Genomic DNA, 25590 nt, shown 5'->3' on the forward strand with positions numbered 1-25590 from the left:
CTTGGAGAGGGCGTCAAGCCGCATCAAAAAACGCCCTTTTCCGCAAAGGGCGCCAGTTCATTTTTATTGATTAGTGGGCTCAAAAGTGACAGCTACGTTATCAAGACCTCTCATTTCTTTTGTGACCATATCAATAATATCGGCCGCTTGAGATTTTGATTTTTTATCAGAACGAACCGTGATGCTCACCTTATCTCCTTCAGCACTTACGAGCGCATCTTTATAGCCTTTTGTTTTGATCAATGTCTCGAGCTGACGCTCAGTTCCTTCTGCCTCACTAAGTGCGGTCATTTGATCGTATGCTTCACTTTTTTCTTGTGCTGTTGCATCGTCACTGGAGACAATTTCGTTGTATTCTTCGCGCTGCTTGCTTCGTTTATCTTCAAGCTCTAGTCTGTATGTTGTAAAAAGCTCATCGTCTGTTTGCTCTGACACAGCCTTTCCTTCTTCACCGCTTGTTTCGATATCCTCTTGTTTGCCGTTTGTTTCTTTGTCAGTGGATTTCTTATCAGCGCCTTTTTCCATGCCTTTGTCCGTCCCTTTTTCTGTTTCAACTTTTTTCTCTTCAGTGCCTTTTGATTTCGTATCTTCTACTGTCACTGCATTTTCACCCTGTGGAGACATGATATAGTACACACTTAATACGACAACTAAACTTAGCATCGTTAATAGCCAAACCGTTTGTTTTTTTAACATCATTCCGAATCCTCCTTGATTTTTTTAGGGGCAACAGCCACTCTATGGCTCGGTACATCAAGCACTCGTGTAACCGCTTCAATGATGGTTTTCTTTATTTGAACGTTGTCTACTCCTTGAGCAACAACGAGGACACCTCGGATTTCTGGTTTTTTCGTTTGAACAACGACTGGTGTTTCTTCATTGCCATTTTTGATGATGACGACTTCTTCTTCTTTTGTTTGATCGGTGACACTTCGTACGCCGCCTTCTTTATCTGTTTCCTCGGTCGTTGTACTTTTATTGGATTTGTTTTTTTCAAACACTTTTAAAGACGTTGCATCTACATTGACCACAATGGATACATCCTCAACGCCGATGATAGTCTCTAAAATTTCTTTCAGCTGATTTTCGTATTCTTGCTCCACGTCCTCAATTGAATTTTTTGGTTTACCTGAGGATGCCGGTTTGAATACCTCCTGCTCTTCTGAGGATGTTTTTTTAGAAGCAGGAACCGCAGCTTGTTGTTTGCTTGATGGTGGTGACAAGATTTGACTGACTAACATGAAAGATACGCCGATAATGAATACAAGCAGCAAGTAATGGTGCTTCGTTAATTTGGGTTTCCCTTCACCTTTTTCAGGCGGCTGGAAGAATGATTTCAGCTTTTGTTTCCAGTCCTTGTTATTCATGATCTGCTGCGTCACCTCCCTCAATGTTCAGCGCGATGTGCTCAGGACTCGTATTCCAAACATCAGCAAGTGTCTCTTTCACCCTCGTGATCTCTTTGCTAGAAGATCCAGCGCTTTCCTCCTTTTGCTTGGAGAGATCAATGTCCACCTTTGCCACCGTTTCTACAGCATCACCTGTGAGCGGGGAAAGAACTGCTTTGATGCGAAATTGATCCGCCTCCATATTCTGATCCAGATGCTCCTCATCAGCCAGCACTTCTACGTGTTTCATTACATAGCTCTCCTTCTCCAGTGGCTCCTTTGCGCTTTTTTCTAGTTGGACAGCCATTTGCTTTAAAATATATGCACGCTGAGAGGCTTGTATTTCTTTTTTTTCTAAATTCATCTGATTTTTTATTTCTTCTGACTGCGCTTCTTCCTTCCCTTTCATCAATTCTGAAAAAATTTGATCAGGATCTGCTCGAAATAAAGCAAAAATCGGATTGAGCATCACCACGATTAGCAGCAGGCTGACGACCATTTTTGCATACTTTTGCATGCTCGAATTGGGAAGCAGAAGATCAATAACAATCGCAAATAAGATAAAAAGAATAATACTTGTGATCCATTCCGTGAGAAAACTCAAAAGGTGTCCCCTCCTTACTTCATCATCATGGTCAGGTTACCCGCAGTGATGATGACGGTAATGCTTAAAAAGAACATGAGCGACACTACAGCAAGTGCGGCAAATATATACAGCACACTTTTTGAAATGACATCAAGACAGCTGATGATGGGTCCGCCCCCTAACGGCTGAAGGATGGCAGCAGCAAGCTTATAGATAAGGGCTAACGAAAGCACTTTAATCGCCGGGAAAGCGGCAATTGAAATCAAAATGGCGACCCCAACTAGTCCGACTGTATTTTTGAGTAAAACAGAGGCGCTGATCACGGTATCGGTCGCATCTGTAAACATTCTGCCTAGGACAGGGATGAAGTTTCCGGTAATGAATTTGGCTGTACGAAGAGCGATTCCATCCGTAACGGCCGCAGATGCACCCTGAACGGAAATGACGCCGAGAAAAACGGTTAAAAAAACGGCAAGCCCGCCAATTGCCACATTTCTTAACAGCTGGGCAAGCTGGGTGACCTTGTATTGTTCGGTCAGCGTACTGATAATGCTCAATATTGCAGATAAAAAGATCAGCGGGAGAACGACATACTGAATGAAAACACCGCTCGTGTTCATTAAAAATAAAATAACGGGATGAAAGAATCCGGCTGAGACAAGCCCGCCTGATGAAGCAATAAGCGCTAGTAAAAGAGGAATAAGAGCAAGAATAAAACTGGTCATCGTTTGAATGGCTTCTGTGGCATAAGAAATCGCCACATGAAAGCTGTTTAGTGCAATAATAATCAGCACCATATAAACAAGAGCATATGCGACTTTGCTGACGGTGCTTTGTTCAAATGCATTTTGTAAAAGCTGCAAAAGCGAACAAAAGATGGTGAGTAAAATCAGAGTACCTAGGAGCTTTCCGTTTGCAATGACCTCGTGAAACAGATAATGTACAAAGGCTTTCAGCCATGTTTGGGGAGACAGCTCTTTATCGCCGTCAATCATTTCCTTCACTGTGCCCTTTTGGCTTTCTGGCAAAAAGCCGCCATACTCGTCCAAAATGGTTTCCCAAAAGTCACTGATGGAATGAAGCTCAAGTGCATCAGCCTGTCCATTCGCCACTTCCTGTGCTGCTGGCTGTTCATTAGATAAAGGTTCTTTTTCTTCTGCTCCTGCATGCGGAGCAATCAGCCAAAAGAAAAGCATCAATCCCATTACAGCGGTCACCTGCTTCATTGTCATCACCTCTTTTCATTTACGTCATGGACGGGATCATTCCTAAGATCGTCTCAATGATGACAGTTAAAATCGGGACTGCCATCACCAAGATGAGGATCTTGCCGCCTAGCTCTATTTTGGATGCAATGGCGCCTTGTCCAGCATCCTTTGTCAGCTGAGCGCCAAATTCCGCAATATAGGCAATGCCAATAATCTTCAATATGGTTTCAACATACTTCATATTGACGCCGGCACTTGCTGCAATTTTTTCAATCATCGAGATAATGGCATAGATTTGATCAATTAAATAAAGAAAAATGACACATCCGGTAAACACAACAAGCATAAAGGCGAAGGTTGGCTTTTGTTCTTTGACGATTAATGCTAAAAAAGTAGCGATTAAACCAATTCCAACAATTTGTATGATTTCGATTTGTAAGCCCTCCCCTATCCTTGAAATAGAAATACGGCTTTAATCTTTTTAAACAAATCGTCTACAATGGTTGCCACCATAAACAAAATGTAGATAAACCCAAGCAGCGTCACCCATTGAGCGTACTCTTTCTTCCCCATTTGGTCTAAAATCGTATGGAGAAAGGCCACGACGATGCCTACTCCGGCAATTTGAAAAATGACGTTTACATCAACGCCCATGCTCTCGACTCCCTTCCTCTCACATCAATAAAAGAATCAGTAGTAATCCGCTTAAAAATCCGAGGCTTCTGACCATTTTTTCATTTTTCGCTTGGGCGATTTCAGCTTCTTTCTCCTCTGATTCCAAATGACCTAAAGCAAGCTTGATATACTTTTGCTGAGAAGTGACATCATGCTGGCCAAGTGTTTCTCCAAAGTGTTTCAGCGCCTCATATTCGCCTTTTTTCAATACGGTTTTTTTCCAAACATCCTCAAGACTTTCGTTCCACGCATGACGTGCAGAAAAGGTCCCCACTTTCAGCTTTTCTGCAAATTGTTCAAACAGCTGATTCACAGGTGGACCTACCTGCGCTGCAATTTGCTCTGCCGCCCGTGCTAAAGGGGTTTGACCATACATAATTTCAGCTTCAAGAGACTGGAGAGCAAACCGCAGCTGCCGAATTTGTTTAGGTCTGTCGCTATATCGTTTGGCAAACTCGAATCCTCCCCATGTCGTGGCCGCGACAATGAAAATAGCGCCAATGAGCTTTAACATACGTCCACTCCCCGCCTCCATTTCATCTCTTGGCCGTCCCCGCCGTACATCCGCCCGATCGTGCCAGGCCCATTGTTTCGATTTAATTCAACATATCGTTCAAACACACGAAGCTCCCATAACGGTTTAAATGAAGGTCGTTTATATACATCTTCAAGTGAATAGCCATGAGCTGAGACGATGATGCTGACTCCGGCATGAATCGCTTCTAAAAGTGCCTCTACATCCTCACTTTTTCCGATTTCATCGACAATCATGACCTCTGGGCTCATAGACCGAATCATCATCATCAACCCTTCAGCCTTTGGACACGCATCGAGTACATCAATCCGGTGGCCAAAATGGTGCTGCGGCACCCCTCTGATACATCCAGCGATTTCAGAACGCTCATCAATAATGCCTGTTTTTCTAGGAGGGATTGTCTTTGTGCCGGTACTAGCAAGACGTGCTATATCCCGGAGCAGTGTGGTTTTCCCCGTTTGCGGGGGACCGATGATGAGTGTATTGTGCCAGTGCTCTTCATATAAATAAGGAAGAAAAGGAAGCGCAATTCCGATTTTTTCTTTGGCAATGCGGATATTAAATGAAGAGATATCTCTTAACCCTTTGACGAATCCGTTTTCAACGATCACCTTTCCTGCAAGTCCCACCCGGTGTCCGCCAGATATGGTGATATAGCCCTGTTTTAGCTCTTCCTCAAGTGTGTACATGCTGTAATTGCTCAGCCTGCCTAATAGCTGAGACGCATCTTCCCAGGTGGTGTGATAAGAAAGGAAACGTGGTTTTCCTCCCTGCATCAATTCGATAGGACGATCCGTGCGAATGCGGATTTCTTCTATTTGCGCCCATTCTGCCTCTTTCAGCAGCCTGAGTTCTTGTCCAATCGAGTGCGGGAGAATATCCAACAAACTCCGCAACGAATTCCCCTCCTTTTTTTCTTCTCTAAAATGTATGATGTGAGCCGTTAATTATGCCAAGCCGTTTCACTTATAGATCCCAACAAGAATAAACACGACACCAATGAAAATGAACACGAGCTTTGCATAGGATAGCTGCCCGGCAATTTGATAGATTCCAATCGTCATCGTGATAATAAAAATGAGCGGCCCGATGATTGCCAATATACTATTGATGACTACCGCTTTCCGTACATCATTTGTGATTAAAATAAGGATGGCTGCCGTCAGTTCAATGGCGGCGGATAAGAATCTCATGCCTGCCATTGCAGCGACTGACGGGTGTAGACCTGGGAGAAATTGTTTCATATAGAACCTCCAGCTTTTTTTACACTATATGCTTGACCAGCTGGAAGTAGTCTTGTTTTTCAGGAAGGAAGAGAGATGAATGAGAGAATTGAGAGAAGGCCTGTCTTGAGGAGTCATTTTTCCAATAAAAAAAGACTGTAAACACGAGGTTTACAGTCTTTTTTCGTTCATTACGCTCTTGAAACGTATGAGCCGTCAGATGTATTAATCACTAGTTTATCTCCTTGGTTCACAAAGAAAGGAACGTTGACGATTAAACCAGTTTCAGTTTTTGCAGGTTTTGAGCCGCCTGATGTTGTGTCACCTTTAATACCAGGCTCTGTTTCTACTACTTCTAGTTCTACTGTGTTTGGAAGTTCTACTCCAAGTGTTTCATCACCGTACATCACGATTTGAACAGACATATTTTCAAGCAAATATTTCAGCTCATCTTTAATTTGTGCTTCACTTAGTTCAAGCTGTTCATAAGAACTTGTATCCATGAAGACGTGCTGATCGCCATTTGCATACAAGTATTGCATTGTTTTTGTTTCGATTTGTGCTTTCGCTACTTTTTCGCCTGCGCGGAATGTTTTTTCTTGAATGGCACCTGTACGCAGGTTACGCAGTTTCGAACGAACAAACGCTGCGCCTTTCCCTGGTTTTACGTGCTGAAAATCCACTACTCTCCAAATACCGCCGTCCACTTCAATTGTCAGGCCAGTACGAAAATCGTTTACTGAAATCATTTTGTCATCCTCCTACATTTCACCATCATAATATGATAAGTTCTTTCGGTGAGTGGGTCAATCGTTTATTGCCGTCAGCTGTCAGGACAATATCATCCTCAATTCTCACGCCGCCGACATCTGGCAAGTAAATCCCCGGCTCAACTGTGACGACCATTCCCTCTTCTAAGACGACCTCTGATCGTGAGGAAAGGCCTGGCGCTTCATGTACTTCCATACCTAGCCCGTGCCCGGTTGAATGCCCGAAGTATTGACCATAGCCATACTTTTCAATGATGTCTCGTGTGATGCGATCAGCTTCTTTTCCTGTTAAGCCTGGCTTGATTCTATCCACACCAGCGTTTTCTGCTTCTAATACGATATGATAAATTTCCTTTAGCTTGTCGCTTGGTGTTCCGACAGCAATCGTTCTTGTCATATCAGAACAATAGCCTTTATAGTAAGCACCGAAATCGAGTGTCACTAAATCACCAGATTCAATCACCTTTTCACTCGCTCTTCCGTGAGGCAGGCTTGAACGAACACCTGAGGCCACTATCATATCGAATGAAGATCCTTCAGCACCTTCTTTTCTCATGAAAAATTCAAGCTCGTTCATGACAGCAATTTCCGTCAGGCCCGGCTTGATGTAAGTGAGAATATGATCAAAGGCGTGATCTGCAATCTTCGCAGCTTCCTCTAATATCTTAATCTCTTCACTAGACTTAATCAAGCGCAACTTTTCAACTGATTCAGAGACTGGAACAAGCTCTATACCGCCTGCTTTGGCTGCGTACTGCTGGTACGTGGCAAATGTCATATGGTTTTGTTCGAACCCAAGGCGTTTCACTCCAAATTCCTTTGCCGTTTGAGCAGCCGTTTCCACAATGTTTCCTTTATGTTCAATGATGTCATAGCCTTTGACTTGGTCCTTCGCTTGCTCTGTATAGCGGAAGTCCGTGATAAAAGCTGCCCGGTCCTTTGAAACGACAGCAAGACCGGCTGATCCGGTAAAACTGGTCATATACTGTAAATTAAAACTGCTTGTAATGACAAGGCCATCGATCTCTAATTCACTTAAAAGTGTTCTTAGTTTTTCAAGTTTCATGATACTGCTCCCCCTTCACTGACTAAATAACGAATCGCCAATTTATACCCTTCTAAGCCAAGCCCAACGATTTGCCCTTGGCATACTGGAGCAAGTACAGAATGATGACGGAATTCCTCTCTCTTATGAACATTTGAGATATGTACTTCAATGACTGATAAAGAAATACTTGCAATGGCATCTCTCAGCGCATAGCTGTAGTGGGTAAATGCACCCGGGTTAAACACGACACCATCGTACTGATCTTCTGCTTCATGGAGCGCATCAATCAAATCCCCTTCGTGATTTGATTGAAAGAACGTTAATTGGATGTTTGCTCGTTCTGCGAACTGGAACAAATCCGTCTCTAAATCTGTCAGCGTCTTACTTCCATAAACAGCAGGCTCTCTTTTGCCAAGCCTATTTAAATTGGGTCCATTTAGTACAAGAAAATGAGGCATATGACCACTCCTTCACCCTAATTCAATCTATATCGAGATCTGTTTCTTTTTCCTTAGAAACCTTTCGTTTCCAAAAATATTTTATCATATGAATAGGTGATTTACACTTTATTCTGTCTTTTTCCCGAGGGCCCTCGCAAGCTTCTGACTCGTCAATTCATTATATTCAAACGAAATGCTGTACCCGACAAACATGCCGTATAAAATATATAGGCAAAATGTCGTGACAATGGTGCTTTGCTGCAACTCTTGTACTTGCTTTACATCTGGGAAAATGGGATTAAATACGTAAAAAACGAGCAGCCATAAAAGCCCGCCATATACTAAACCCATCCAAAAGCCTTTGATCCTTTTTAAAAGCCCAAAATAAATAAAGGCGGCTCCAATCGATAAAATTCCTAACAGCACAATACTGATAAAAGTACCAAGTCCTCCCTTTTTCCATTCTCCAAGCACAAATGGCTGAAGCAGCATATTGGGACTCACCTCTGAAAAATGAAACACATGGGTCAGAAACCCGATAAAGCCCCAAAAAACACCGCCGACAAAGCCTGTAGCAGCCGCTCTTGCCACAAGTGATGTCGTTTGCACGGACTGATTTTTTTCTTCTTGGTTTTTCTTTTCATCACGTTTCATTTGTGAACACCTCCAGCAAGTAGTATGTCCAAAATGTCATGAAAAAAAAGGATTTCCATGCGTGAGTGTAAAATTTTTAAAACAGGGTATACTGGCTAAAAAGAGGTAGATAGAATTCTAGTAGATAATCGACCTGCGAGCTAGTGATTTCCCCTCATTTCCTGTACAATAAAGGTATAAGGAAATGCATGTAAATTACAGGAAACAGGCAGGTTGATGAAATATGTCCAATCAAACAAAACCTCCAGCTTATGGAGGGCAGGCAGTTGTCGAAGGTGTCATGTTCGGTGGTAAGAAGAACTATGTGACAGCGATTCGGCGAAAGGACCAGTCCATTGAGTTTTTGAAGCTTCCCCGGACCTCCAATAAACGAACCGCCTTTCTCAAGAAAATCCCCTTTGTCAGGGGTGTTGCTGCACTTGTTGAAGCAAGCGCAAACGGCAGTAAGCACTTAAACTTCTCCAGTGAGCGATATGACTTAGATCCTTCTGAAGATCATACTCTTGAAAAAGAACAAAAAGGCTCGAAATTATCCATGATCTTCGGCATTGCTGTGATCGGAGTTCTCTCTCTACTCTTTAGTAAATTTGTCTTTACCCTGGTACCTGTCTTTTTAGCAGAGCTTGTGCGCCCCATCTTTTCAGGGAATTTCGCACAAATCGCAGTGGAAACATTCTTCAAATTGATCCTTTTATTAGGCTATATTTACTTTATTTCCATGACCCCTTTAATTAAAAGAGTATTTCAATATCATGGGGCAGAACATAAAGTCATAAACTGCTATGAACAGAACCTTGACATCACAGTGGAAAATGTCCAAAAGCAATCCCGCCTGCATTATCGATGCGGCAGCAGCTTTATTTTATTCACTGTCATTGTCGGGATGTTCGTCTATTTACTCGTACCGACAGATCCTTTATGGGTGAGAGTTCTGAACCGCTTGGCACTTATTCCGGTTGTTCTGGGCATTTCATTTGAAGTGCTTCAGCTCACGAACAAACTCCGAGAAGTGCCTGTGCTTAAAGTGCTTGGCTATCCTGGCCTTTGGCTGCAATTGCTCACAACAAAAGAACCTTCTGACGATCAAGTCGAGGTAGCCATTGCAAGTTTTAATGAACTTCTTCGTTTAGAGGAAGCGTCACTGAAACAAGCGTCAGATTCTGCTCATCAAGTGATCTAACTTATAAATCCGGTAAATTCCTTCGGAGGTGGACAGTTATGAATCGCCGAGTACATCCTGCTTTTACCATTATTTTCGCTTTAGGTGTTTTGGGGTTTGTGTACTTACTCACAACGAACCCAGGCAGACTTTTTACCATGCTGCTGTCTGTTGTGATCGTTGGAGCGGCTCTATTTTTCCTATTTAGATGGCTGATGAATCGAAGAACTGGAACAGAGGGAAATCTTTATCGTAAAGCAGTCAAACAATCAAAACGTCGCTACCAGCAGCCTAAGCCAAAAACGAAAAGCCAGATGAAAAATCGGGTCACTCATCTGCGAAGCGTGCCGACTGACCACAAGTCTAAGCCCGTCCTTCTCAAAAAGAAAAGCCAAACACATTTGACTGTGATTGAAGGCAAGAAAAACAAAAAGAAGAATCGCGCCTTATTTTAAAATGTCCAGCTTTTTAAAAATTGCTCGGCCTTCTGTCTGCCTAGATCGACGAGCGCCTTTTTCTTTTCTGTCATGAGTTGAAAATCAGTGGCAATGACGTGTTCTACAGGAATAAAAATAATATGACGTTCGTGTTTTGTGGCGATATGTCTTTCGTCATGAGCACCACGCATCGTTTCAAAAAGAGCGCCAAACAGTTCAAACGCATTGCGGATGGAGTGTTGAGGGCGTTCTTTTTCGTTTGGCGTTAATGTGACACCGACGAACGGTCTTTTTTTCTCTTCAGCAAACAGCCATATTGGAAAATTGCTCAGCACTCCTCCATCTACAATGGTACAAATGCCTTTTGATGACTTCAGTTTGACAGGTTCGAAAAAATACGGCAGGCTGCAGCTCATTCGAATGGCCCTCGCAACGGAAAACCGCTCTGAATTTAAGCCGTATGAAGGAAGGTCGTCTGGCAGCACAAGGATTTTTCCATTCGTTAAATCGGACGCAACGATTTTCAGCGAATCTTTTTTGAGGTCTCCAAACACGGTGACCCCTTTTCGTTTTAGCACATCGGTCAGCCATTTTTCCAGCCGGTCTCCTTTATAAAGACCGAGACGCCAGTAAATGGATACCCACCTGAGCATTTTAAACGGGATGAATTGACATCTCCTATCAAGCAATTGATGCTCATCCATTTCGTCTAAAAGCGTGCGAATTTCCTGGCTTGTAAAACCTGCTGCGATGAGTGAAGCAATGATTGCTCCAGCACTTGTACCAGCAAGACGGACAAATTGAAATCCTCTCGCTTCAAGCGCTTCATAGGCACCTGCAAGCGCTGCCCCCTTAATGCCTCCACCTGAGAACACACCATCTATCTTCATCAAGGAGCCCCCTTTGATTTCACGCTAATAATAGTGTAGGAGCTTTTGCTTTCAATTAGAACTTTAATCAAAAAGGACACCCATGCTGAGGGTGTCCTTTTTAATTAAGATTCTTGATTTGTTTGTTCGTTTTTCTTTTGAATCGCTTTCAGCTGAACAGATCGCTCATCGTTTTCTTCAAAAAATTGAACGAGATCGCCGATGCGGTCAATGCTGTTCCAGCTGAGATGATGTTCAATGCCTTCTACATCATCATAAATTTTCTCTTCATCTACACCAATGATTCTTAAAAATTGCTCTAGCAGTTCATGTCTGTATACGAGACGTTTTCCAATTTTTTTGCCTTTCGGGGTTAAAATTAGACCACGATACTTCTCATAAATGAGGTATTCATCTTTATCTAGCTTCTGAACCATTTTTGTTACAGAGGAGGGATGGACAGCGAGTGCTTCTGCAATATCAGAGACTCTGGCATATCCTTTATCTTCTATCAGCATATAAATTTGTTCAATGTAATCTTCCATACTAGGTGTAGTCATAAAACCCCTCCATAATGCACCTTTACTTAATAATCAACCCAATTCTACACCATCGTTCATTAAAAAACAAGGAGTGTCCATCGGCTTAACGCTTGTAATTCCAATCATCTGAGGCATATTTCGTTTTGGCGAGATGATGGACAAACGCTAATTCTTCATCTGTCAGCTCATAAGGCTCAAGTTCAATATTTAATCCTTTTTCAAACCCTTTTTTAAACGCAGCACGCGCATCGTCTATTGTACATGTTCGGTCTGAGATTTCATTGATGGCAACCGCTTTGTTTTTAAAGCTTCGCTGCATCCGCTCTCTCACCCGGTCGTTTGGATAAAGGAACAAATCGAACAATTTGTCCTCATCAAGATCAATTAAAATAGATCCATGCTGGAGAATGACACCTTTTTGTCTCGTCTGAGCACTGCCCGCTACCTTTCTGCCTTCTACAACAAGCTCGTACCAAGAAGGGGCATCAAAGCATACAGATGATCTTGGGTTCTTTAAGCTTTCCTTTTCTTTATCTGTACGAGGAATGGCAAAATACGCATCGAGTCCCAGCTCTTTAAAGCCCTCTAAAATGCCTTCTGAAATAACGCGGTACGCCTCTGTCACCGTCGCTGGCATTTCTGGATGTTCCTCTGACACAATCACGCTGTAGGTCAGCTCCTGGTCATGAAGTACTCCCCGTCCTCCGGTTGGTCTGCGGACAAATCCAAGACCATATCGCTTGACGGCTTCTAGGTTGATTTCTTTTTCAACGTTCTGAAAATACCCAACAGATAATGTCGCCGGATCCCATCCATAAAAGCGGATAACAGGCGGGATGAGCTTCTCACTATGCCAATAAAGCAAAGCTTCGTCCATTGCCATGTTAAAGGCAGGGTCTTGGTTTCCTGAATCAATGAAACACCATTTCTCTTTTTGCATATAAAATCCCTTCTCTTTTACGTAGTCAATGTTAGATGATGGTGGTGACCACCGGTTTTCTCTCTTCATCAGTCTATCAAATAGGGACGGAATTGAAAATAATTCTTACCATTTATGATGACAAGTTTCTTATGCTTTACTATAATAGTATTTGTCTAAAACGTACCATCAGACAGGCTACTGTGCTGATGCTCAAGAAGGAGTCGAGTTGTATTGTCAATATTCAACTATATCGTCCTCTCACTTTGTGGACTTTTCGTTCTTTATTCCATCGGCAGCTACATTTATCAGCAGCGCATTATGAAAACGCTGACGGAAGAAGAATTTATTAAAGGTTACCGCAAAGCCCAGCTCATTGATGTGAGAGAGCCAAATGAGTTTGAAGGCGGACATATTTTAGGGGCAAGAAATATCCCCCTTTCCCAGCTAAAGCAGCGTAAAAACGAAATACGTCCTGACAAGCCTGTTTATCTCTATTGTCAAAATAATTTTAGAAGCGGAAAAGCAGCCCAAACTTTACGTAAAAATGGCTGCCGTGAGATTTATAATTTAAAAGGCGGCTTTAAAAAATGGGGCGGCCGCATTAAAACGAAGAACTAACTAAAAAGACTCTGGGAGCATGATTCCCCCTGAGTCTTTTTTCTTTATTTTCTTTCAAAAACGAGAACTGGATTCCGTGCGGCCTTTGTTTCATCCATACGTTTGACAACCGTTGTATGCGGCGCTTCCTGCACCACTTCAGGATTCTCTTCTGCTTCTTTCGCTATCTGAATCATTGCTTCGATGAATGCATCAAGTGTTTCTTTTGATTCTGTTTCAGTCGGTTCAATCATGATACATTCCTCTACATTGAGCGGGAAGTAGATCGTTGGCGGATGATAGCCGAAATCAAGTAATCGTTTGGCAATATCCAGTGTCCGCACACCTAATTTTTTCTGACGTTTACCTGAAAGAACAAATTCATGCTTACAGTGACGATCAAACGGCAAATCATAATGAGCACTTAAGCGGCGCATCATATAGTTCGCATTTAACACGGCATTATCGGTTACAGCCTTTAAACCGTCTGGCCCCATAGAGCGGATGTACGCATAAGCTCTGACGTTAATGCCAAAGTTGCCATAGAATGGCTTCACGCGCCCAATTGATTCTGGACGGTCATGATCAAAGTAAAAACGGCCTTCCTTCTTCACAAGCACTGGCTTTGGCAAATAAGGAATTAATTCCTTTTTAACGCCAACAGGACCTGAGCCAGGACCTCCGCCTCCGTGCGGGCCTGTAAAGGTTTTATGAAGATTTAAGTGGACAACATCAAATCCCATATCTCCTGGTCTTGCTCTGCTTAAAACAGCGTTCAAGTTGGCTCCGTCATAATAAAGCTTACCGCCAGCTCCGTGAACGATTTCAGCCATTTCTAAAATATTTTCTTCAAAGAGGCCGAGTGTATTCGGGTTTGTAAGCATTAAAGCAGCTGTTTCTTCATTAACAACGCGGCGTAAATCTTCTAAATCAACAAGCCCGTTTTCGTCAGATGCGACGGTAATGGTTTCAAATCCAGCGACTGTCGCAGATGCCGGGTTCGTTCCATGAGCAGAATCAGGCACAATGACTTTTGTACGCTGATGATCTCCCCTTGCTTCATGATACGCACGGATCATCATGAGTCCCGTCCACTCGCCATGTGCTCCTGCCGCAGGCTGTAATGTCACAGCGTCCATTCCCGTAATTTCTTCAAGATGTTCACCTAGATCGTATAGTAATTCTAATGCACCTTGCACAGTGTCTGCCTCTTGTAGCGGATGAACCTGTGAGAACCCTGCAAGCCGTGCAACCTTTTCATTAATCTTTGGATTATATTTCATCGTGCATGAGCCAAGAGGATAAAATCCGGAATCGACCCCATGATTGCGTCTTGATAATGCTGTATAATGACGCATAATATCAAGCTCAGATACTTCAGGAAGCTCAGCTTCCTCATCACGGATGTACGTCTCATCAAATAAAGACGGGATCTCCTGTTCAGGTACATCTAAATCAGGCAGGCTGTACCCAATTCTTCCTTCTTTAGATAATTCAAAAATAAGCGGCTGATCTTGTTTATTCATGGCGATCCCCCAATTCCTTGATAAACGTATCAATTTCTTCTTTTGTTCTTAGCTCTGTCACGGCTACAAGCATGTGCTGCTGAAGCTCTGGGTAGTCTAGCCCCAAGTCGTAGCCGCCGATGATTCCTTTTTCAAGCAATCGTTTATTGGCTTCTTTCACAGGCTCCTGTAACTTGATCACAAATTCATTGAAATGAGCTCCTTCTACATCCGCCTGCAGTCCATATTTTTCTGCCTGCGACTTGGCATAATGGGCTTTTTGCACGTTTTGATAGGCGATGTCTTTTATGCCTGTTTTCCCTAGTGCCGTCATGGCAACAGAAGCAGCTAATGCATTTAATGCTTGGTTTGAGCAAATATTTGACGTCGCTTTATCTCTTCGAATGTGCTGCTCACGCGCTTGAAGGGTCAGGACAAATCCACGAACACCATTTTCATCTTCTGTCTGCCCGACTAAACGACCTGGCACTTTTCTCATCAACTTTTTCGTCACGGCGAAATATCCGCAGTGAGGTCCGCCAAATGCAGCCGGGATGCCGAACGGCTGCGCATCACCAACGACAATATCTGCCCCGAGTTTTCCAGGAGGCGTCAATAGTCCGAGTGCGAGGGGATTGCTAGAGACAATGAACAGGCTTTTTCCTTTATGTGCAATGGGTTCAATGTCTTTTAACGGCTCGACTACACCAAAAAAGTTTGGATATTGCACGAGAACTGCTGCTGTATCATCGCAGACCGTCTTTTCCAATGCAGCTAGATCTGTCTGCCCTTTTTTCGCAGGCACTTCAACAACTTCAATGTTTTGTCCTTTGGCGTATGTTTTCAGCACCGCTCTTGATTCAGGGTGAACCGTTTCAGAAACAACCACTTTTTTCTTCTTTGTATGTCCCGCAGCGAGCATTGCCGCTTCAGCAAGTGCCGTCCCGCCATCATACATCGAGGAGTTGGCAAGATCCATACCCGTCAGCTCAGCAATCATTGTTTGAAATTCAAAGATCGCTTGCAATTCACCTTGCGAAATCTCCGGCTGATAAGGTGTATACGCAGTATAAAATTCAGAGCGTGAGATCACATGATCGACAATGACAGGCTGGTAATGATCATATACACCTGCACCAAGAAACGATGCATAGGAAACTGTATCCTTATTCTTTGCAGCTAGTCGGGATAATTCCCTGACAAGCGCTGTTTCAGATGCGGCTTCTTTGATGTTGTATGCTCCTTTGAATCTAACTTTCTCTGGGATATCTGAAAAAAGCTCATCAATCGACTGAACGCCGATGACATCCAGCATTTCTTTTTGATCTTGCTCTGTTTGCGGCAAATACCTGTGCTTCATCCTCTATTCCCCCTCGTTATTTGGCTCTTTTATAAAATGGTGTTGCGACGATTTTGGCTTTTAGACGTTTTTTGCGAACTTGTACTTCCACCTCTGCCCCAAGCTCTGCCACTGAGGTTTCGATCAAAGCAAGCCCGACATTTTTCTTTAATGTTGGGGATTGAGTGCCTGTTGTTACAATCCCAACCTGCTTTTCTCCTGAAAAGACTGGATAATCTGTACGCGGTATCCCTTTATCGATCATTTCAATGCCGACAAGCTTTCGTTTCAGTCCCTCTTCTTTTTGTTTTTTAAGTGCAGCTTTTCCGATAAAATCAGCTTCTTTATCCGTTTTGACAGCAAAACCAATGCCGCCTTCTAATGGAGAGATATCCTTTGTCAGCTCCTGGCCATAAAGCGGAAGTCTTGCTTCAAATCTCAAGGTGTCACGTGCACCGAGTCCGCATGGAATGAGTCCTTTTGGCTGCCCCGCTTCTAATAAAGCTGACCAAAGGTGGACCGCATCTTCTGACGACTGGCAGTAGATTTCAAAGCCGTCTTCACCTGTGTAGCCTGTTCTGGAAACGAGCACTTCTTTATTTGCGACCTCAGCTTTTGATAAAAACGTAAATGGCTTAAGCGATGTCACTTCTTCACCCGCCACCTCTTTGATGATGTCAGCTGCAAGAGGTCCTTGAAGCGCTAGCAAGGCGGTTTGATCAGAAATATTTTTGATCAATACATCATCCTTCTCTTGGTGCTTCAATAGCCAATCCACGTCTTTATCGATATTTGATGCATTGATGACAAGTAAATAGTGATTCTTTTCTTTTTGGTAGACGAGCAGGTCATCTACCGTTCCGCCATCTTCATAACACATCGCTGTATATAGTGCCTTACCGTCTGTCAGCTTAGACACATCATTGGTTAATAACCTTTGTAAAAATGGAAGGGCATCTTGACCTTTGACGTCCACCTCACCCATGTGAGACACATCAAAAAGCCCTGCTTTTGTTCGAACAGCTTCATGTTCTTCTTTAATGGAAGAAAATTGGACAGGTAATTCCCAGCCCCCGAAGTCAATGGTTTTTGCGCCAAACGTTTCATACGCATGAAAAAGCGGTGTTCGTTTCAACATCAATCGTTTCCCCCTTTTTTCTTACAGTGCAAATGCAAGCTGAATTTTCAGAAAAAAATCACAGCAAAAAAGGACAGAGCGCTCCCTTTTATCAAAAAGAAGTCTCTGTCCTTGCACCTGAAAGTTTACAGCACAATATCCTTGTGCGTTTTCCCCTTTGGTGGTTTGCTAAAACCCTTAAGCAAACACTCTCCAGAGTTGCGTCCGGTAAGAGTACTTTTGCCTGAGAGATTCACTGAATCATTCAGCTTGCTCCTTCGGCGCCTGCCAGTGCAAAATAACCGCCAAGTCTCTCCCCATACCATCATCCGCTCATATTTTTCACATTTATTGGACATACTATCAAAATGGGTGACTTATTTTCTAGATCACTTATCAACATCCTACCATTAGAAATGGATGAAGAGCAACAGAAAAATCATTAACATTTTTAAAACAACCTTTCGATATCGTTCGCTTTTATTCATATATCTAGTCTTTTAGAGACCTCTTAAAAAATGAAGCGTTTAAAAACAGAACAATTTTATCAGACCCTACTAGAAAGAAAGGCAGGCGACCACATTGAATATTCAAACGATTTTTGATCAGGAATGGGCAAATGAATTTCAGCAGCGGCTTTCAGCAGACGGCCCCTGGGCGAACTGGGATATGTATCGTTTAGCGACGCAGGTTCAAAAAGTCACAGCCATTGATTCATTCGAGGGGCTGCAAGCTCCCGCGCACCTGCCTGCATTCACACCTTTAAAGCACCAGCTCGAAGTAGCCAGAAGAGTCGTAGAAGAAATGAATGGGAAAGCCATTCTAGCAGATGAAGTGGGACTTGGAAAAACCGTAGAAGCAGGACTCATTATCAAAGAATACATGATTCGTGGACTTGCCAAAAAGATTCTCATTCTCGTCCCCGCCTCCCTTGTGTCTCAGTGGGTACAGGAGCTGCGGACGAAATTTTATATTGATGCTGTTGAACAAAAAAAGAGCTATGTGTGGGAGCAGTGTGACGTTGTGGTTTCCTCCATTGACACCGCCAAAAGACAACCGCATCGAGACACGATTTTATCGATTGCGTACGATATGGTCATTATCGATGAAGCACACAAACTGAAAAACAATAAAACGAAAAACTATGAATTTGTGAGAAACCTGAATAAGAAGTTCTGCCTGCTGCTGACAGCGACACCTATTCAAAACCGGATCGGAGAAATATTTAATCTCGTTTCCCTTCTGAAGCCAGGCCACCTAGGAAATGAACATCAATTTAAAGATCTCTTTGCCAAAAAGGACTTGCAGCTTGAAGACCATGACCGATTAAAACAGCTCGTCAATAAAGTGATGATTCGAAACCGAAGACAAGACACAGGCATCGAGTGGACAAAACGGCATGTCAAAACGATTTCCATTGATTTCTCTCCGACAGAACAAGCATTGTATGATGAAATCTGCAAGCTGAAAGAGAATCCGTCTTATACAAAGCATATGTTTTCCATTATGACCTTGGAACGAGAATGCTGTTCAAGCCGTGAAGCAGTTTATATGACGATTAAAAAAATGCAGGAAGAAGAAAAGCATATTCTCGGATCTTCTGCTATAACGCAAATCATGGAGAAAATTAATCAAGTGGAGCAAAACTCAAAGGCGCTTGAAGTGGTCAAACTCATTCAGCAGTTAAATGAGAAGGTCATTATTTTCACCGAATACCGCGCCACACAAATTTATTTACAATGGTTTCTACAGCAAAATGGCATCAGCTCTGTGCCATTTCGGGGCGGCTTTAAGCGGGGCAAAAAAGATTGGATGAAAGATTTATTCAGAGAAAGGGCGCAAGTGTTAATTGCGACAGAAGCTGGCGGCGAAGGGATCAACCTTCAGTTTTGTAACCAAATCATCAACTACGACCTCCCGTGGAACCCGATGCGTTTAGAACAGAGAATTGGACGTATCCACCGCCTTGGCCAAGAGCGGGATGTGCACATTTACAATATGTCAACAAACGGAACAGTTGAAGAGCATATTTTAAAGCTTTTATATGAGAAAATTCAGCTGTTTGAAAACGTCATAGGCGATTTAGATGATATTTTAACGAGAATTGATATTGAAGATGTCGAAACAAAGTTGCATCAAATCCTCTTCCAGCATGAATCAGGCGGAGACATGAAAAAGAAATTAACCCAGTTTGCTTCTTATTTAACTGAAGCACAAACACCACTTTTAGAAAAAAGACAGCAGGGCTCATAAAGGAGAGTTGATCAATGGAGCAGCATGACATTCACACCTTTCTTCTCCGTTTTTTCAAGGCGAATCAATGCAGCATATTAGAAGAAAGTGCAGGACATATGACCGTACAGCTGACAATCGAAATGGATAAATTAATTATGAACCGTCCTTTTTATTGGCACTGGCTTGAAAAAACTGGCGGTGTACCTGAACCGCGGCAGTTGACATTCATCACAGATCAAAAAAAAGCGGGTGATACGACCAGTGGTGAATTTATCCATTTCGGCTCCCCACGGTTATTTCAAATATTTGAGGCGGTCAAAGAGCAGGGCCGTTTTATCCGGCTTTATGAACGAGTCAGCCCGCTCACGAACAACCAGATCGCCCTTGAGCCATGGCTTGGTCTCAATGTAAAAATCTCTTATCTGGCAGACCGGAAGAAGGATAAGCTTTTATCATTAGGCCTTCATCTCATTCGCGGAGAAGTCATTGAACAATTTCAAGAGAAGCTGGAAGCTCGTGAGCTGTCATCTCAAATTCCCGATTATTGCTTTACGATGAGTACAATGATTAAGCCAGAAAGCGGAATCAAACGGCTCTACAGCCTCATGGAGCGTTATGCCCATGAAGAGCCAGATGACTGGGCAGTTCGAGCCGTTCAAAAATGGAAGGAAGACTCCGAACTTTTAAACCAATTTTATGAAGGGACTTCAGACACATCTGTAGAATATGAAATAGAAAGACAAGCACTTAAAACTTTATATGAACCAAAAATCAGTCTTACGATTGAAAATGGCGGACTTTTTTACTTACAGCAAAAAAGAGGAGGTTGACTCATGGTCCCCCTCCCCTTTTATGTGACATACAATTTTCGATCAGTCTAAAGCAAAGTTTGTCTGTTTGTATTGGGCGGAAACATGACGCAAGCAAACTATGAGGTCTTACCACCTATGTCTTTCCATTTCATGCGTTAAGTGCCTGAAATACATGATTCAGTATTTTAGGAGGGTATTTGTATGGAAAAGAAAACGAAAAAATTAGACAGTGAATGGATTCAATTATTACGCGAAGCTCGCAAGGCAGGACTAACAGTTGAAGAAGTCCGTCATTTCCTCAAATCAAATGAAAAGTCCTCTGAGTCTCCCCCTCTGGTAAGAAGTCATTCTATCAAACCTTTCTGAATGTGCTATAATATCGAAAGGAAGGTGATGACATTGATTGGCCAGCGTATTAAACAATACCGCAATGAAAAAGGCTACTCACTATCAGAACTGGCCGAAAAGGCTGGGGTAGCGAAGTCTTATTTAAGCTCAATAGAAAGAAACTTGCAAACAAACCCCTCCATTCAATTTCTTGAAAAAGTCTCCGCTGTTCTGGACGTCTCGGTTCATACACTTTTAAACGAAAAAGATGAAACCGAATACGATGGTCAATTAGATAGTGAATGGGAAAAACTAGTTCGAGATGCAATGACATCAGGGGTTTCGAAAAAGCAATTTCGTGAATTTTTAGATTATCAAATCTGGAGAAAAAAGCAAGAAGAGGAGTAAAGCGCACGTTTTAGCGCATACTCCTCCAATTGCTATGCAGACCTTGATATCAGCCTAAAGACTGGCTTTATTTTTTATCTTCGCTGTGTGCTTTTTCGTTTTCTTTCACGTAGCCTTTTTCATCCGTATGCTTTTTTGGATTGATCGTTAAACCATTCCACTGAGTCGCTTCGAAGGAAAGATCAATTTGAATCGCATCGCCTTGGTATTTATTTTGGATATAGTGACCAGCTTTATCCTTCGTCTGGTCATTGATAAATTCAATGATCATTTCCACTTTATCGTAATCAAACGGATTCTTTGGAATGCCGTCATACTCTGGAGCCACTGTTCCATCAACAGTTGCTACATTAATTTTCCCACTTTCATGTAAAAACTTCTCATCGACGGCATGACGAAGCTTTTCAAATGCGGTCTGATCCTGTTTTGACGTTAATTGATGCAAGTCAAGCAGGTTTGCATGGTCTAAAATAATATTTTTCGGATAACCATTTCCACCTTCGGCTCCAACCGTAAGAACACTCACCTGAAACTGGCTGAGAAATTCTTCAGCTGTATTTTTACCGCCATTCTTCGCGGAAGATCCATCTGTAAACTGGCTATAATCAAGACTCATCAGCACTTGGTTTATCGCTAATGATCCCTTATTATCAAAATGAAATTCTTTCTTGATCCGATCACCAGGTTTTAAGTTCGCAAGGTTGATGGCGCCGGAGTTCTCTTTAGCAGATAAATCCAGCTCTCCTGTTGAGTAGACCGCGTTTGCCTTTTCAATATCATTAAACGCCGCCCATGTTCCCCCGCCAATTAATGCAAGACCTAAAGCCCCTGATAATACACCTAAACGAATTGATTTCTTCATTGCCATGAATAATAAACCCCCTAATTTATTGTTTTATTGAAACCTGATTAGGTTACAAACGATTTAAGCTTGTTCCTCTTTCATATGTACATCAGCCGTGTGTCTACGATGTTTCGCTGCGCCCACAAAATGAATGGTTGAATAAACGAGCAGCATGACACCTGGTATGATAAGGAGTAAAGCAGTTCCAGCAGATGTCCCTGCATACGAAAGAAGCTTACCCGCATAAGGAATGTTCACTCCCATATACTGCGCAGTTACCTGATCCGCTTTTACCAGCGTGCCGTCCTGATACATATTGTTGTCACCCTTCGTCTCAAACGCTTTATATGCACCCTTTCCCTTCACCCCAACAATTCGGTGGGTCACAAAGGACTGATCCTGCTTTGTTTGAAACGTAATAATATCTCCTTTTTTGAGCGTCTCAGGTGAGGCGACCTGTTTTACGACAATCAGTGACCCAGCTGAAAATTCTGGTTCCATCGAACCTGATAATACTTGCTTCAATTGATAACCGAAGATCTGAGGTTCTCCTCCTGTTGTTCTTGATGACAACACGACAATAATAGAGGCTATCATCACCGTGAACACCATCACATAAAGAATACTCCCAGACATCTTCATCCATTTTTTCATAACCCCTTCTCCCCTTCGCCTATCATTTTTTCCCTTTAAAAGACAGCTCCATTCAGGACGCCTTTTCTTGACACTTTGAGAGCACCATCGGTTTAGACCAAAAGTACGCCTGATCAGATGCGCCAAACCCTTTAGGATAATAGATTTTAAATGCATAGCTTCCATTTGTTTTTGCTTTATCTGTCGTGACAGTCGCTGTTTCTTGCGACAACAGGGACTTTATGGAGCCCTTTTCAAGAATATGACCATCTTGTAATGGCTTCTGATCATTTCCTATTTTATGTAATTCCCACTTCCATTCAGAGTACGCAATAGGCTGTCCACTATTTTTTAGTGTCATGCTCAGTTTTTGAGGTGCGCAGACTGTTTCTTCGATCATCGTTTGATCGATAAGCTCCAATTGACTTTGATCCCATTTTTTAGGCTGACAATGCTGGTCTGTCTGTTCAAAATTTTCACATGTTTTCATGACAAAGTTTTTGTGCTCGACATCGTTAAAAGAAGCATTTGTTGGTGTCATGATGGAAGACGTCAAAATCAAACAAATGGCACAAAAGAGTACAAAGAGCGACTGTTTCATTCATTCCTTCAACTCCTTGAACTTATGTTCTTTAAAAAGAACGATTATATACAGTATAAGGAAATACCTATAAAACCCAAAACGTCAAATTAGTCCATTTTGTTCTTAAACAAGAACCATTACGAGAAAATTCTCCCATTTTCTCATTTTTTCACCATATTCAATATTTTTTTGTGTGACATTTGTACTTCTTAAAACTTACATAAAAATGTAGGATTTGGTCAGGATATGAAGAGGTGAGGTGATGTTAAGTGCAATATGGAAAAATCATAATCATGCTCAGTTTACTGCTGAGTCCTATGATGCTAGAGTTCAAACCCGTTGATGCGAGAGGTTTGACTGCCGCCGCAGATCAATGGGAAACGCGGGCAGTCAAAGAAGCAAAAAAAAGATACCCGCTAACGCAAGTATTATTTAAACAAAAAGTATGGGACCGCCACCGCGATAAGGAATCTGTGAAGCAGTATCATATTACCTTAAAAGACCATACAAAGGAATTTGGGGTGTTTGTCACCATTTCCTATAATCCTTACTCAAACAAGGTGAATAAAGTGATTGTTGTGGAGGAATACAGCTAAAACGGCATAGAAAAACCGCCTGCTGGGCGGCTTTTTACTTTCGTTGATGGCGCTGGCGTTTTTTAAGCATCATGGATAAGCCAAACGGCAGAACCCCAAATAAACGCTGTGAAAACGGCGGTTTCGTTTCTATTTTTTCTTGTTTGTGTTCCTTCCGTTCGTCACGTGGTGTATTCATATATTTAATGATTTCCTGCGTCATATATTTTACATAGTCATTTGTTTTCAAGCACTTTCACCTCTTCTTCCTTCAAGTCTTACCAGGAAGAGGATGATTTTATACACTGGCTAATCAGGATTTGCCCATCTCATGATTTCACCGGTCTTCCAATCCAGCATCAGTTCACGCTCATCGGATAAACCATCTTTTGTTTTCACCTTCACCAAAACAAGGACAAGTTTTTTCTTAAGATCGCATTTCATCCGCTTCAATGTCACACGGCCTTCTTCAGTATCAATATGGGTTTTCTGTTCCGCACAAATACGTTCTACTGTGCTGGCAGCTTCACTCACACCCACCCTAAAAAGCTGCTGTTTTTTATAAAAAGAAATCGTAAGCTCTGCACTTTTCAGTTCTTTTTGAAACCCCATCGTTATCGCCCCTAGGATCAAGAGAAAAAATAAAATCGCCGCAAGTACATGCGGATAGATAAACCCTTCCTCCCTTTTCACGATTTACGAACCACTCCTTTATATGTGAAAAAAACGGCTTCATACACTTTACCAGATCCATCTGTGACTTTTAGAATCGCTCTATGCTGACTCGTTCTCACGTGAAATTGTTTCACCTTGTGCAATAAAGGAAGATGTCCAGCCTGATCCGTTCGTTTTCGAAGCATTTCTTGGTATGGCTCAATTGTTACCACTCGCCCTTGATCAGAAATATACTCTAACACTTTTCCTCCTTTCACTGATTTGACAGCTTCTGCACGACTTAATTCCTCATCTAATTGCAGGACAGTCTGTTTCCATTCCATTTGGGAAAATCGATTGATGTCTTCAAATGGACGAGCTTTCTCAGCTGCTGAAAAGATCAGCCCACAGCCAAAAGAAAGAAATAGAAATAGCTGCAGCTGCCACAAAGCTTGTAAAAGGGTAAAAGCTTTGTCATCGCTCCACATGCCGAAAGCATATGGTCTCTTTTTTTTGTACTTTGTATGAAACACATCCCTTCTGTTTACGCCAATTGAAAACATATGTGATCTCGCCTCTCTTCTTTTTGATGGAAGATGTTGTCCCATTTATGAACGCTTCATTCATCTGTTCATGTAAAACCTGATAAGCTTCAAGCTTGGCTCTCACTTCCTTTTTCCCCATCATGAGTTTTTCATAGGCTGGCATGAGCACTAGGGCAGCAAATAGAAAGAGATGACAGGCAAACAGCGTCTCAAACGTACTAAATCCTCTATTGTTTTTGAACATGAATTCGCCCGCTTCCTAAATAAATCGTCAGTTTATACGATTGACTGCCAAATTCGACAATGAGAGATCCACCGCTGCTTGGATGTCCCTTTGCATTAAAATAGATACCTTGCGAGAATGTAGAAGTTTTGATGCTGCCCTTTTTATGCTGATAAGAAGCAATGACTTCGTTACTCTTTTGATCTATTACCTGATAAGATACATGCGGCGGATGGATCTCAACATGCACACGTGTTTTTTTGATAAATGCAGTATATGATGCCAATTGAAGATCTTGTTTCATGATGTTTACTTGCCTTTTTGCTTCAGCGTTTTCTATTATATTAGGGATTTTCCCTCCCATGATCGACAATACAATCGATAAAACAAGTAAGATCATCAGCTGTTCAAACAGGGTAAAACCCTTCTCATGTAAAAATAATTTATTCATGCTTCACGTTGCCGTTTTGAATGACAATCGCTTTTCCATTAGGACAAGTTAATCCTTTTTTGACATAACCTTCTTTTTCTAATTCAGCTAAAGATGGCGTCTTCCCATCATGCTCCAATTCATATGCCATCACTTGTGTGCTGACCATTGATTTAAGCCCTTCACAGCCCTTTTCCTGAATAGCTTGGTGATGACGTGTAATATTCGGTATGGTAATGAGTAAAAGAATGGATATTACAAGCATGACTATTAACATTTCTAACAGGGTAAATCCTTTATCATTCAT

Annotated in this window: 36 protein-coding genes and 1 riboswitch; of the genes, 8 read left to right on the forward strand and 28 right to left on the reverse strand. The window is 42.2% G+C overall.

Features of this window, described 5'->3' with window-relative positions; genetic code table 11:
- Positions 1 to 63: 63 nt before the first annotated feature.
- The 13 genes from MHB41_RS11140 to MHB41_RS11200 all read right to left on the reverse strand — a co-directional run bounded on the left by MHB41_RS11140 (position 64) and on the right by MHB41_RS11200 (position 8527).
- The gene (locus MHB41_RS11140) at positions 64 to 696 is read right to left on the reverse strand and encodes a SpoIIIAH-like family protein (RefSeq protein ID WP_024428006.1); all 633 of its coding nucleotides are present in this window, start codon (positions 694 to 696) and stop codon (positions 64 to 66) included.
- Positions 696 to 1367: a stage III sporulation protein AG gene (gene spoIIIAG / locus MHB41_RS11145; protein WP_024428005.1), complete on the reverse strand. Its 672-nt coding sequence runs from the start codon at positions 1365 to 1367 to the stop codon at positions 696 to 698. The genes MHB41_RS11140 and spoIIIAG overlap by 1 nt, the downstream gene beginning before the upstream one ends.
- Positions 1360 to 1992, reverse strand: a complete 633-nt coding sequence (gene spoIIIAF / locus MHB41_RS11150; protein ID WP_024422949.1) for a stage III sporulation protein AF — start codon at positions 1990 to 1992, stop codon at positions 1360 to 1362. The genes spoIIIAG and spoIIIAF overlap by 8 nt, the downstream gene beginning before the upstream one ends.
- Before the next feature lie 14 nt (positions 1993 to 2006).
- On the reverse strand, positions 2007 to 3200 hold the full coding sequence (gene spoIIIAE, locus MHB41_RS11155) for a stage III sporulation protein AE (protein ID WP_061109344.1): 1194 nt from the start codon (positions 3198 to 3200) through the stop codon (positions 2007 to 2009).
- Positions 3201 to 3219: 19 nt separating this feature from the next.
- Entirely contained in the window at positions 3220 to 3633 is a 414-nt protein-coding gene (gene spoIIIAD / locus MHB41_RS11160; protein WP_101676878.1) for a stage III sporulation protein AD, read from the reverse strand.
- Positions 3630 to 3836 (reverse strand): stage III sporulation protein AC, encoded by a 207-nt coding sequence (spoIIIAC, locus tag MHB41_RS11165; RefSeq protein ID WP_003153142.1) that lies wholly within the window; start codon positions 3834 to 3836, stop codon positions 3630 to 3632. The genes spoIIIAD and spoIIIAC overlap by 4 nt, the downstream gene beginning before the upstream one ends.
- A gap of 19 nt (positions 3837 to 3855) precedes the next feature.
- On the reverse strand, positions 3856 to 4371 hold the full coding sequence (gene spoIIIAB / locus MHB41_RS11170) for a stage III sporulation protein SpoIIIAB (RefSeq protein ID WP_024428003.1): 516 nt from the start codon (positions 4369 to 4371) through the stop codon (positions 3856 to 3858).
- Entirely contained in the window at positions 4365 to 5288 is a 924-nt protein-coding gene (gene spoIIIAA / locus MHB41_RS11175; RefSeq protein WP_034280251.1) for a stage III sporulation protein AA, read from the reverse strand. Before spoIIIAA ends, spoIIIAB begins: the two co-directional genes overlap by 7 nt.
- Positions 5289 to 5354: 66 nt before the next feature.
- Positions 5355 to 5636, reverse strand: a complete 282-nt coding sequence (locus tag MHB41_RS11180; RefSeq protein ID WP_024422953.1) for a YqhV family protein — start codon at positions 5634 to 5636, stop codon at positions 5355 to 5357.
- 170 nt (positions 5637 to 5806) lie between these two features.
- Positions 5807 to 6364, reverse strand: a complete 558-nt coding sequence (efp, locus tag MHB41_RS11185; RefSeq protein WP_007501192.1) for an elongation factor P — start codon at positions 6362 to 6364, stop codon at positions 5807 to 5809.
- 25 nt (positions 6365 to 6389) lie between these two features.
- Positions 6390 to 7451, reverse strand: a complete 1062-nt coding sequence (locus MHB41_RS11190) for a Xaa-Pro peptidase family protein (protein ID WP_041117955.1) — start codon at positions 7449 to 7451, stop codon at positions 6390 to 6392.
- A complete protein-coding gene (gene aroQ, locus MHB41_RS11195; RefSeq protein ID WP_034280247.1) occupies positions 7448 to 7891 on the reverse strand; it encodes a type II 3-dehydroquinate dehydratase in 444 nt (147 codons plus the stop codon). Before aroQ ends, MHB41_RS11190 begins: the two co-directional genes overlap by 4 nt.
- A 108-nt stretch (positions 7892 to 7999) precedes the next feature.
- Positions 8000 to 8527 carry a YqhR family membrane protein gene (locus MHB41_RS11200; protein ID WP_034280245.1) on the reverse strand — a complete coding sequence of 176 codons (528 nt, stop codon included), beginning with the start codon at positions 8525 to 8527 and terminating at the stop codon, positions 8000 to 8002.
- 223 nt (positions 8528 to 8750) lie between these two features.
- Between MHB41_RS11200 and MHB41_RS11205 the strand changes: the two genes are divergently transcribed.
- Positions 8751 to 9707 carry a DUF1385 domain-containing protein gene (locus MHB41_RS11205; RefSeq protein ID WP_041117957.1) on the forward strand — a complete coding sequence of 319 codons (957 nt, stop codon included), beginning with the start codon at positions 8751 to 8753 and terminating at the stop codon, positions 9705 to 9707.
- Positions 9708 to 9745: 38 nt separating this feature from the next.
- Positions 9746 to 10141, forward strand: a complete 396-nt coding sequence (locus MHB41_RS11210) for an SA1362 family protein (protein ID WP_034280242.1) — start codon at positions 9746 to 9748, stop codon at positions 10139 to 10141.
- On the opposite strand, the gene MHB41_RS11215 is transcribed toward MHB41_RS11210, so the two are convergent.
- The 3 genes from MHB41_RS11215 to MHB41_RS11225 all read right to left on the reverse strand — a co-directional run bounded on the left by MHB41_RS11215 (position 10138) and on the right by MHB41_RS11225 (position 12474).
- Positions 10138 to 11013: a patatin-like phospholipase family protein gene (locus MHB41_RS11215; RefSeq protein WP_061109345.1), complete on the reverse strand. Its 876-nt coding sequence runs from the start codon at positions 11011 to 11013 to the stop codon at positions 10138 to 10140. The two genes, MHB41_RS11210 and MHB41_RS11215, sit on opposite strands and share 4 nt — an antisense overlap.
- A 104-nt stretch (positions 11014 to 11117) precedes the next feature.
- On the reverse strand, positions 11118 to 11552 hold the full coding sequence (gene mntR, locus MHB41_RS11220) for a transcriptional regulator MntR (RefSeq protein ID WP_024422961.1): 435 nt from the start codon (positions 11550 to 11552) through the stop codon (positions 11118 to 11120).
- 85 nt (positions 11553 to 11637) lie between these two features.
- Complete coding sequence (locus tag MHB41_RS11225) at positions 11638 to 12474, reverse strand: biotin/lipoate A/B protein ligase family protein (RefSeq protein ID WP_048239227.1); 837 nt, start codon at positions 12472 to 12474, stop codon at positions 11638 to 11640.
- Between the two features lie 219 nt (positions 12475 to 12693).
- Here MHB41_RS11225 and MHB41_RS11230 point away from each other — a divergent pair, with 219 nt between their 5' ends.
- A complete protein-coding gene (locus tag MHB41_RS11230) occupies positions 12694 to 13074 on the forward strand; it encodes a rhodanese-like domain-containing protein (protein WP_024422963.1) in 381 nt (126 codons plus the stop codon).
- 44 nt (positions 13075 to 13118) lie between these two features.
- On the opposite strand, the gene gcvPB is transcribed toward MHB41_RS11230, so the two are convergent.
- From gcvPB to gcvT, 3 genes are read right to left on the reverse strand one after another with little or no spacing between them, the layout of a single operon-like run.
- Positions 13119 to 14579, reverse strand: coding sequence for an aminomethyl-transferring glycine dehydrogenase subunit GcvPB (gene gcvPB, locus MHB41_RS11235; RefSeq protein ID WP_034280236.1), 1461 nt, complete (start codon positions 14577 to 14579; stop codon positions 13119 to 13121).
- Positions 14572 to 15918 (reverse strand): aminomethyl-transferring glycine dehydrogenase subunit GcvPA, encoded by a 1347-nt coding sequence (gcvPA, locus tag MHB41_RS11240; protein WP_176966993.1) that lies wholly within the window; start codon positions 15916 to 15918, stop codon positions 14572 to 14574. Before gcvPA ends, gcvPB begins: the two co-directional genes overlap by 8 nt.
- A gap of 16 nt (positions 15919 to 15934) precedes the next feature.
- The gene (gcvT, locus tag MHB41_RS11245) at positions 15935 to 17035 is read right to left on the reverse strand and encodes a glycine cleavage system aminomethyltransferase GcvT (protein WP_340900162.1); all 1101 of its coding nucleotides are present in this window, start codon (positions 17033 to 17035) and stop codon (positions 15935 to 15937) included.
- Positions 17036 to 17236: 201 nt separating this feature from the next.
- Positions 17237 to 17343, reverse strand: a riboswitch (glycine riboswitch).
- A gap of 253 nt (positions 17344 to 17596) precedes the next feature.
- On the opposite strand from gcvT, the gene MHB41_RS11250 reads away from it, so the two are divergent.
- The 4 genes from MHB41_RS11250 to sinR all read left to right on the forward strand — a co-directional run bounded on the left by MHB41_RS11250 (position 17597) and on the right by sinR (position 20796).
- Entirely contained in the window at positions 17597 to 19267 is a 1671-nt protein-coding gene (locus tag MHB41_RS11250) for an SNF2-related protein (protein WP_034280230.1), read from the forward strand.
- Positions 19268 to 19281: 14 nt separating this feature from the next.
- On the forward strand, positions 19282 to 20079 hold the full coding sequence (locus tag MHB41_RS11255) for a YqhG family protein (RefSeq protein ID WP_034280228.1): 798 nt from the start codon (positions 19282 to 19284) through the stop codon (positions 20077 to 20079).
- A gap of 183 nt (positions 20080 to 20262) precedes the next feature.
- Positions 20263 to 20427: an anti-repressor SinI family protein gene (locus MHB41_RS11260; protein WP_217008802.1), complete on the forward strand. Its 165-nt coding sequence runs from the start codon at positions 20263 to 20265 to the stop codon at positions 20425 to 20427.
- 33 nt (positions 20428 to 20460) lie between these two features.
- Entirely contained in the window at positions 20461 to 20796 is a 336-nt protein-coding gene (gene sinR, locus MHB41_RS11265; protein WP_024422969.1) for a transcriptional regulator SinR, read from the forward strand.
- A 67-nt stretch (positions 20797 to 20863) separates the two neighbouring features.
- Here the strand turns inward: sinR and MHB41_RS11270 are convergent, their stop codons facing one another.
- Genes MHB41_RS11270 through tapA form a run of 3 tightly spaced genes read right to left on the reverse strand, consistent with a single transcriptional unit; the run spans position 20864 to position 22874 of the window.
- Entirely contained in the window at positions 20864 to 21664 is an 801-nt protein-coding gene (locus MHB41_RS11270; protein ID WP_034280222.1) for a TasA family protein, read from the reverse strand.
- Between the two features lie 57 nt (positions 21665 to 21721).
- The gene (locus tag MHB41_RS11275) at positions 21722 to 22294 is read right to left on the reverse strand and encodes a signal peptidase I (RefSeq protein ID WP_034280218.1); all 573 of its coding nucleotides are present in this window, start codon (positions 22292 to 22294) and stop codon (positions 21722 to 21724) included.
- A gap of 52 nt (positions 22295 to 22346) precedes the next feature.
- Positions 22347 to 22874: an amyloid fiber anchoring/assembly protein TapA gene (tapA, locus tag MHB41_RS11280; RefSeq protein WP_061109347.1), complete on the reverse strand. Its 528-nt coding sequence runs from the start codon at positions 22872 to 22874 to the stop codon at positions 22347 to 22349.
- A 299-nt stretch (positions 22875 to 23173) separates the two neighbouring features.
- Here tapA and MHB41_RS11285 point away from each other — a divergent pair, with 299 nt between their 5' ends.
- Positions 23174 to 23452, forward strand: a complete 279-nt coding sequence (locus MHB41_RS11285; RefSeq protein ID WP_061109527.1) for a DUF3889 domain-containing protein — start codon at positions 23174 to 23176, stop codon at positions 23450 to 23452.
- A 34-nt stretch (positions 23453 to 23486) separates the two neighbouring features.
- On the opposite strand, the gene MHB41_RS11290 is transcribed toward MHB41_RS11285, so the two are convergent.
- Genes MHB41_RS11290 through comGC form a run of 6 tightly spaced genes read right to left on the reverse strand, consistent with a single transcriptional unit; the run spans position 23487 to position 25590 of the window.
- The gene (locus MHB41_RS11290; protein WP_046311750.1) at positions 23487 to 23681 is read right to left on the reverse strand and encodes a YqzE family protein; all 195 of its coding nucleotides are present in this window, start codon (positions 23679 to 23681) and stop codon (positions 23487 to 23489) included.
- 59 nt (positions 23682 to 23740) lie between these two features.
- Positions 23741 to 24124, reverse strand: coding sequence for a competence type IV pilus minor pilin ComGG (gene comGG / locus MHB41_RS11295; RefSeq protein WP_041117969.1), 384 nt, complete (start codon positions 24122 to 24124; stop codon positions 23741 to 23743).
- Complete coding sequence (gene comGF, locus MHB41_RS11300) at positions 24121 to 24648, reverse strand: competence type IV pilus minor pilin ComGF (RefSeq protein WP_259407219.1); 528 nt, start codon at positions 24646 to 24648, stop codon at positions 24121 to 24123. The genes comGG and comGF overlap by 4 nt, the downstream gene beginning before the upstream one ends.
- Positions 24560 to 24874, reverse strand: a complete 315-nt coding sequence (comGE, locus tag MHB41_RS11305; RefSeq protein ID WP_041106865.1) for a competence type IV pilus minor pilin ComGE — start codon at positions 24872 to 24874, stop codon at positions 24560 to 24562. The genes comGF and comGE overlap by 89 nt, the downstream gene beginning before the upstream one ends.
- Positions 24858 to 25304 carry a competence type IV pilus minor pilin ComGD gene (gene comGD / locus MHB41_RS11310; protein WP_046311754.1) on the reverse strand — a complete coding sequence of 149 codons (447 nt, stop codon included), beginning with the start codon at positions 25302 to 25304 and terminating at the stop codon, positions 24858 to 24860. The genes comGE and comGD overlap by 17 nt, the downstream gene beginning before the upstream one ends.
- Positions 25297 to 25590 carry a competence type IV pilus major pilin ComGC gene (gene comGC / locus MHB41_RS11315; protein WP_061109348.1) on the reverse strand — a complete coding sequence of 98 codons (294 nt, stop codon included), beginning with the start codon at positions 25588 to 25590 and terminating at the stop codon, positions 25297 to 25299. Before comGC ends, comGD begins: the two co-directional genes overlap by 8 nt.

This window comes from Bacillus sp. FSL H7-0578 (assembly GCF_038630855.1).
Taxonomy (GTDB): Bacteria; Bacillota; Bacilli; order Bacillales; family Bacillaceae; genus Bacillus; species Bacillus safensis.

Bases quoted from the DNA above. Each gene is read 5' to 3' on its own strand.
- comGD (WP_046311754.1), bottom strand. From the start codon at position 25,304: ATGAATAAATTATTTTTACATGAGAAGGGTTTTACCCTGTTTGAACAG.
- spoIIIAE (WP_061109344.1), bottom strand. From the start codon at position 3,200: ATGAAGCAGGTGACCGCTGTAATGGGATTGATGCTTTTCTTTTGGCTG.
- MHB41_RS11210 (WP_034280242.1), top strand. From the start codon at position 9,746: ATGAATCGCCGAGTACATCCTGCTTTTACCATTATTTTCGCTTTAGGT.
- MHB41_RS11255 (WP_034280228.1), top strand. From the start codon at position 19,282: ATGGAGCAGCATGACATTCACACCTTTCTTCTCCGTTTTTTCAAGGCG.
- gcvT (WP_340900162.1), bottom strand. From the start codon at position 17,035: ATGTTGAAACGAACACCGCTTTTTCATGCGTATGAAACGTTTGGCGCA.
- MHB41_RS11225 (WP_048239227.1), bottom strand. From the start codon at position 12,474: ATGCAAAAAGAGAAATGGTGTTTCATTGATTCAGGAAACCAAGACCCT.
- MHB41_RS11275 (WP_034280218.1), bottom strand. From the start codon at position 22,294: ATGAAAAAATGGATGAAGATGTCTGGGAGTATTCTTTATGTGATGGTG.
- MHB41_RS11215 (WP_061109345.1), bottom strand. From the start codon at position 11,013: ATGAAGATAGATGGTGTGTTCTCAGGTGGAGGCATTAAGGGGGCAGCG.
- MHB41_RS11200 (WP_034280245.1), bottom strand. From the start codon at position 8,527: ATGAAACGTGATGAAAAGAAAAACCAAGAAGAAAAAAATCAGTCCGTG.
- MHB41_RS11260 (WP_217008802.1), top strand. From the start codon at position 20,263: ATGGAAAAGAAAACGAAAAAATTAGACAGTGAATGGATTCAATTATTA.
- MHB41_RS11140 (WP_024428006.1), bottom strand. From the start codon at position 696: ATGTTAAAAAAACAAACGGTTTGGCTATTAACGATGCTAAGTTTAGTT.
- MHB41_RS11190 (WP_041117955.1), bottom strand. From the start codon at position 7,451: ATGAAACTTGAAAAACTAAGAACACTTTTAAGTGAATTAGAGATCGAT.
- MHB41_RS11285 (WP_061109527.1), top strand. From the start codon at position 23,174: ATGATGCTAGAGTTCAAACCCGTTGATGCGAGAGGTTTGACTGCCGCC.
- MHB41_RS11180 (WP_024422953.1), bottom strand. From the start codon at position 5,636: ATGAAACAATTTCTCCCAGGTCTACACCCGTCAGTCGCTGCAATGGCA.
- comGC (WP_061109348.1), bottom strand. From the start codon at position 25,590: ATGAATGATAAAGGATTTACCCTGTTAGAAATGTTAATAGTCATGCTT.
- gcvPB (WP_034280236.1), bottom strand. From the start codon at position 14,579: ATGAATAAACAAGATCAGCCGCTTATTTTTGAATTATCTAAAGAAGGA.
- comGE (WP_041106865.1), bottom strand. From the start codon at position 24,874: ATGTTCAAAAACAATAGAGGATTTAGTACGTTTGAGACGCTGTTTGCC.
- MHB41_RS11270 (WP_034280222.1), bottom strand. From the start codon at position 21,664: ATGGCAATGAAGAAATCAATTCGTTTAGGTGTATTATCAGGGGCTTTA.
- comGF (WP_259407219.1), bottom strand. From the start codon at position 24,648: ATGTTTTCAATTGGCGTAAACAGAAGGGATGTGTTTCATACAAAGTAC.
- tapA (WP_061109347.1), bottom strand. From the start codon at position 22,874: ATGAAACAGTCGCTCTTTGTACTCTTTTGTGCCATTTGTTTGATTTTG.
- spoIIIAG (WP_024428005.1), bottom strand. From the start codon at position 1,367: ATGAATAACAAGGACTGGAAACAAAAGCTGAAATCATTCTTCCAGCCG.
- spoIIIAB (WP_024428003.1), bottom strand. From the start codon at position 4,371: ATGTTAAAGCTCATTGGCGCTATTTTCATTGTCGCGGCCACGACATGG.
- MHB41_RS11205 (WP_041117957.1), top strand. From the start codon at position 8,751: ATGTCCAATCAAACAAAACCTCCAGCTTATGGAGGGCAGGCAGTTGTC.
- efp (WP_007501192.1), bottom strand. From the start codon at position 6,364: ATGATTTCAGTAAACGATTTTCGTACTGGCCTGACAATTGAAGTGGAC.
- aroQ (WP_034280247.1), bottom strand. From the start codon at position 7,891: ATGCCTCATTTTCTTGTACTAAATGGACCCAATTTAAATAGGCTTGGC.
- gcvPA (WP_176966993.1), bottom strand. From the start codon at position 15,918: ATGAAGCACAGGTATTTGCCGCAAACAGAGCAAGATCAAAAAGAAATG.
- mntR (WP_024422961.1), bottom strand. From the start codon at position 11,552: ATGACTACACCTAGTATGGAAGATTACATTGAACAAATTTATATGCTG.
- spoIIIAC (WP_003153142.1), bottom strand. From the start codon at position 3,836: ATGGGCGTTGATGTAAACGTCATTTTTCAAATTGCCGGAGTAGGCATC.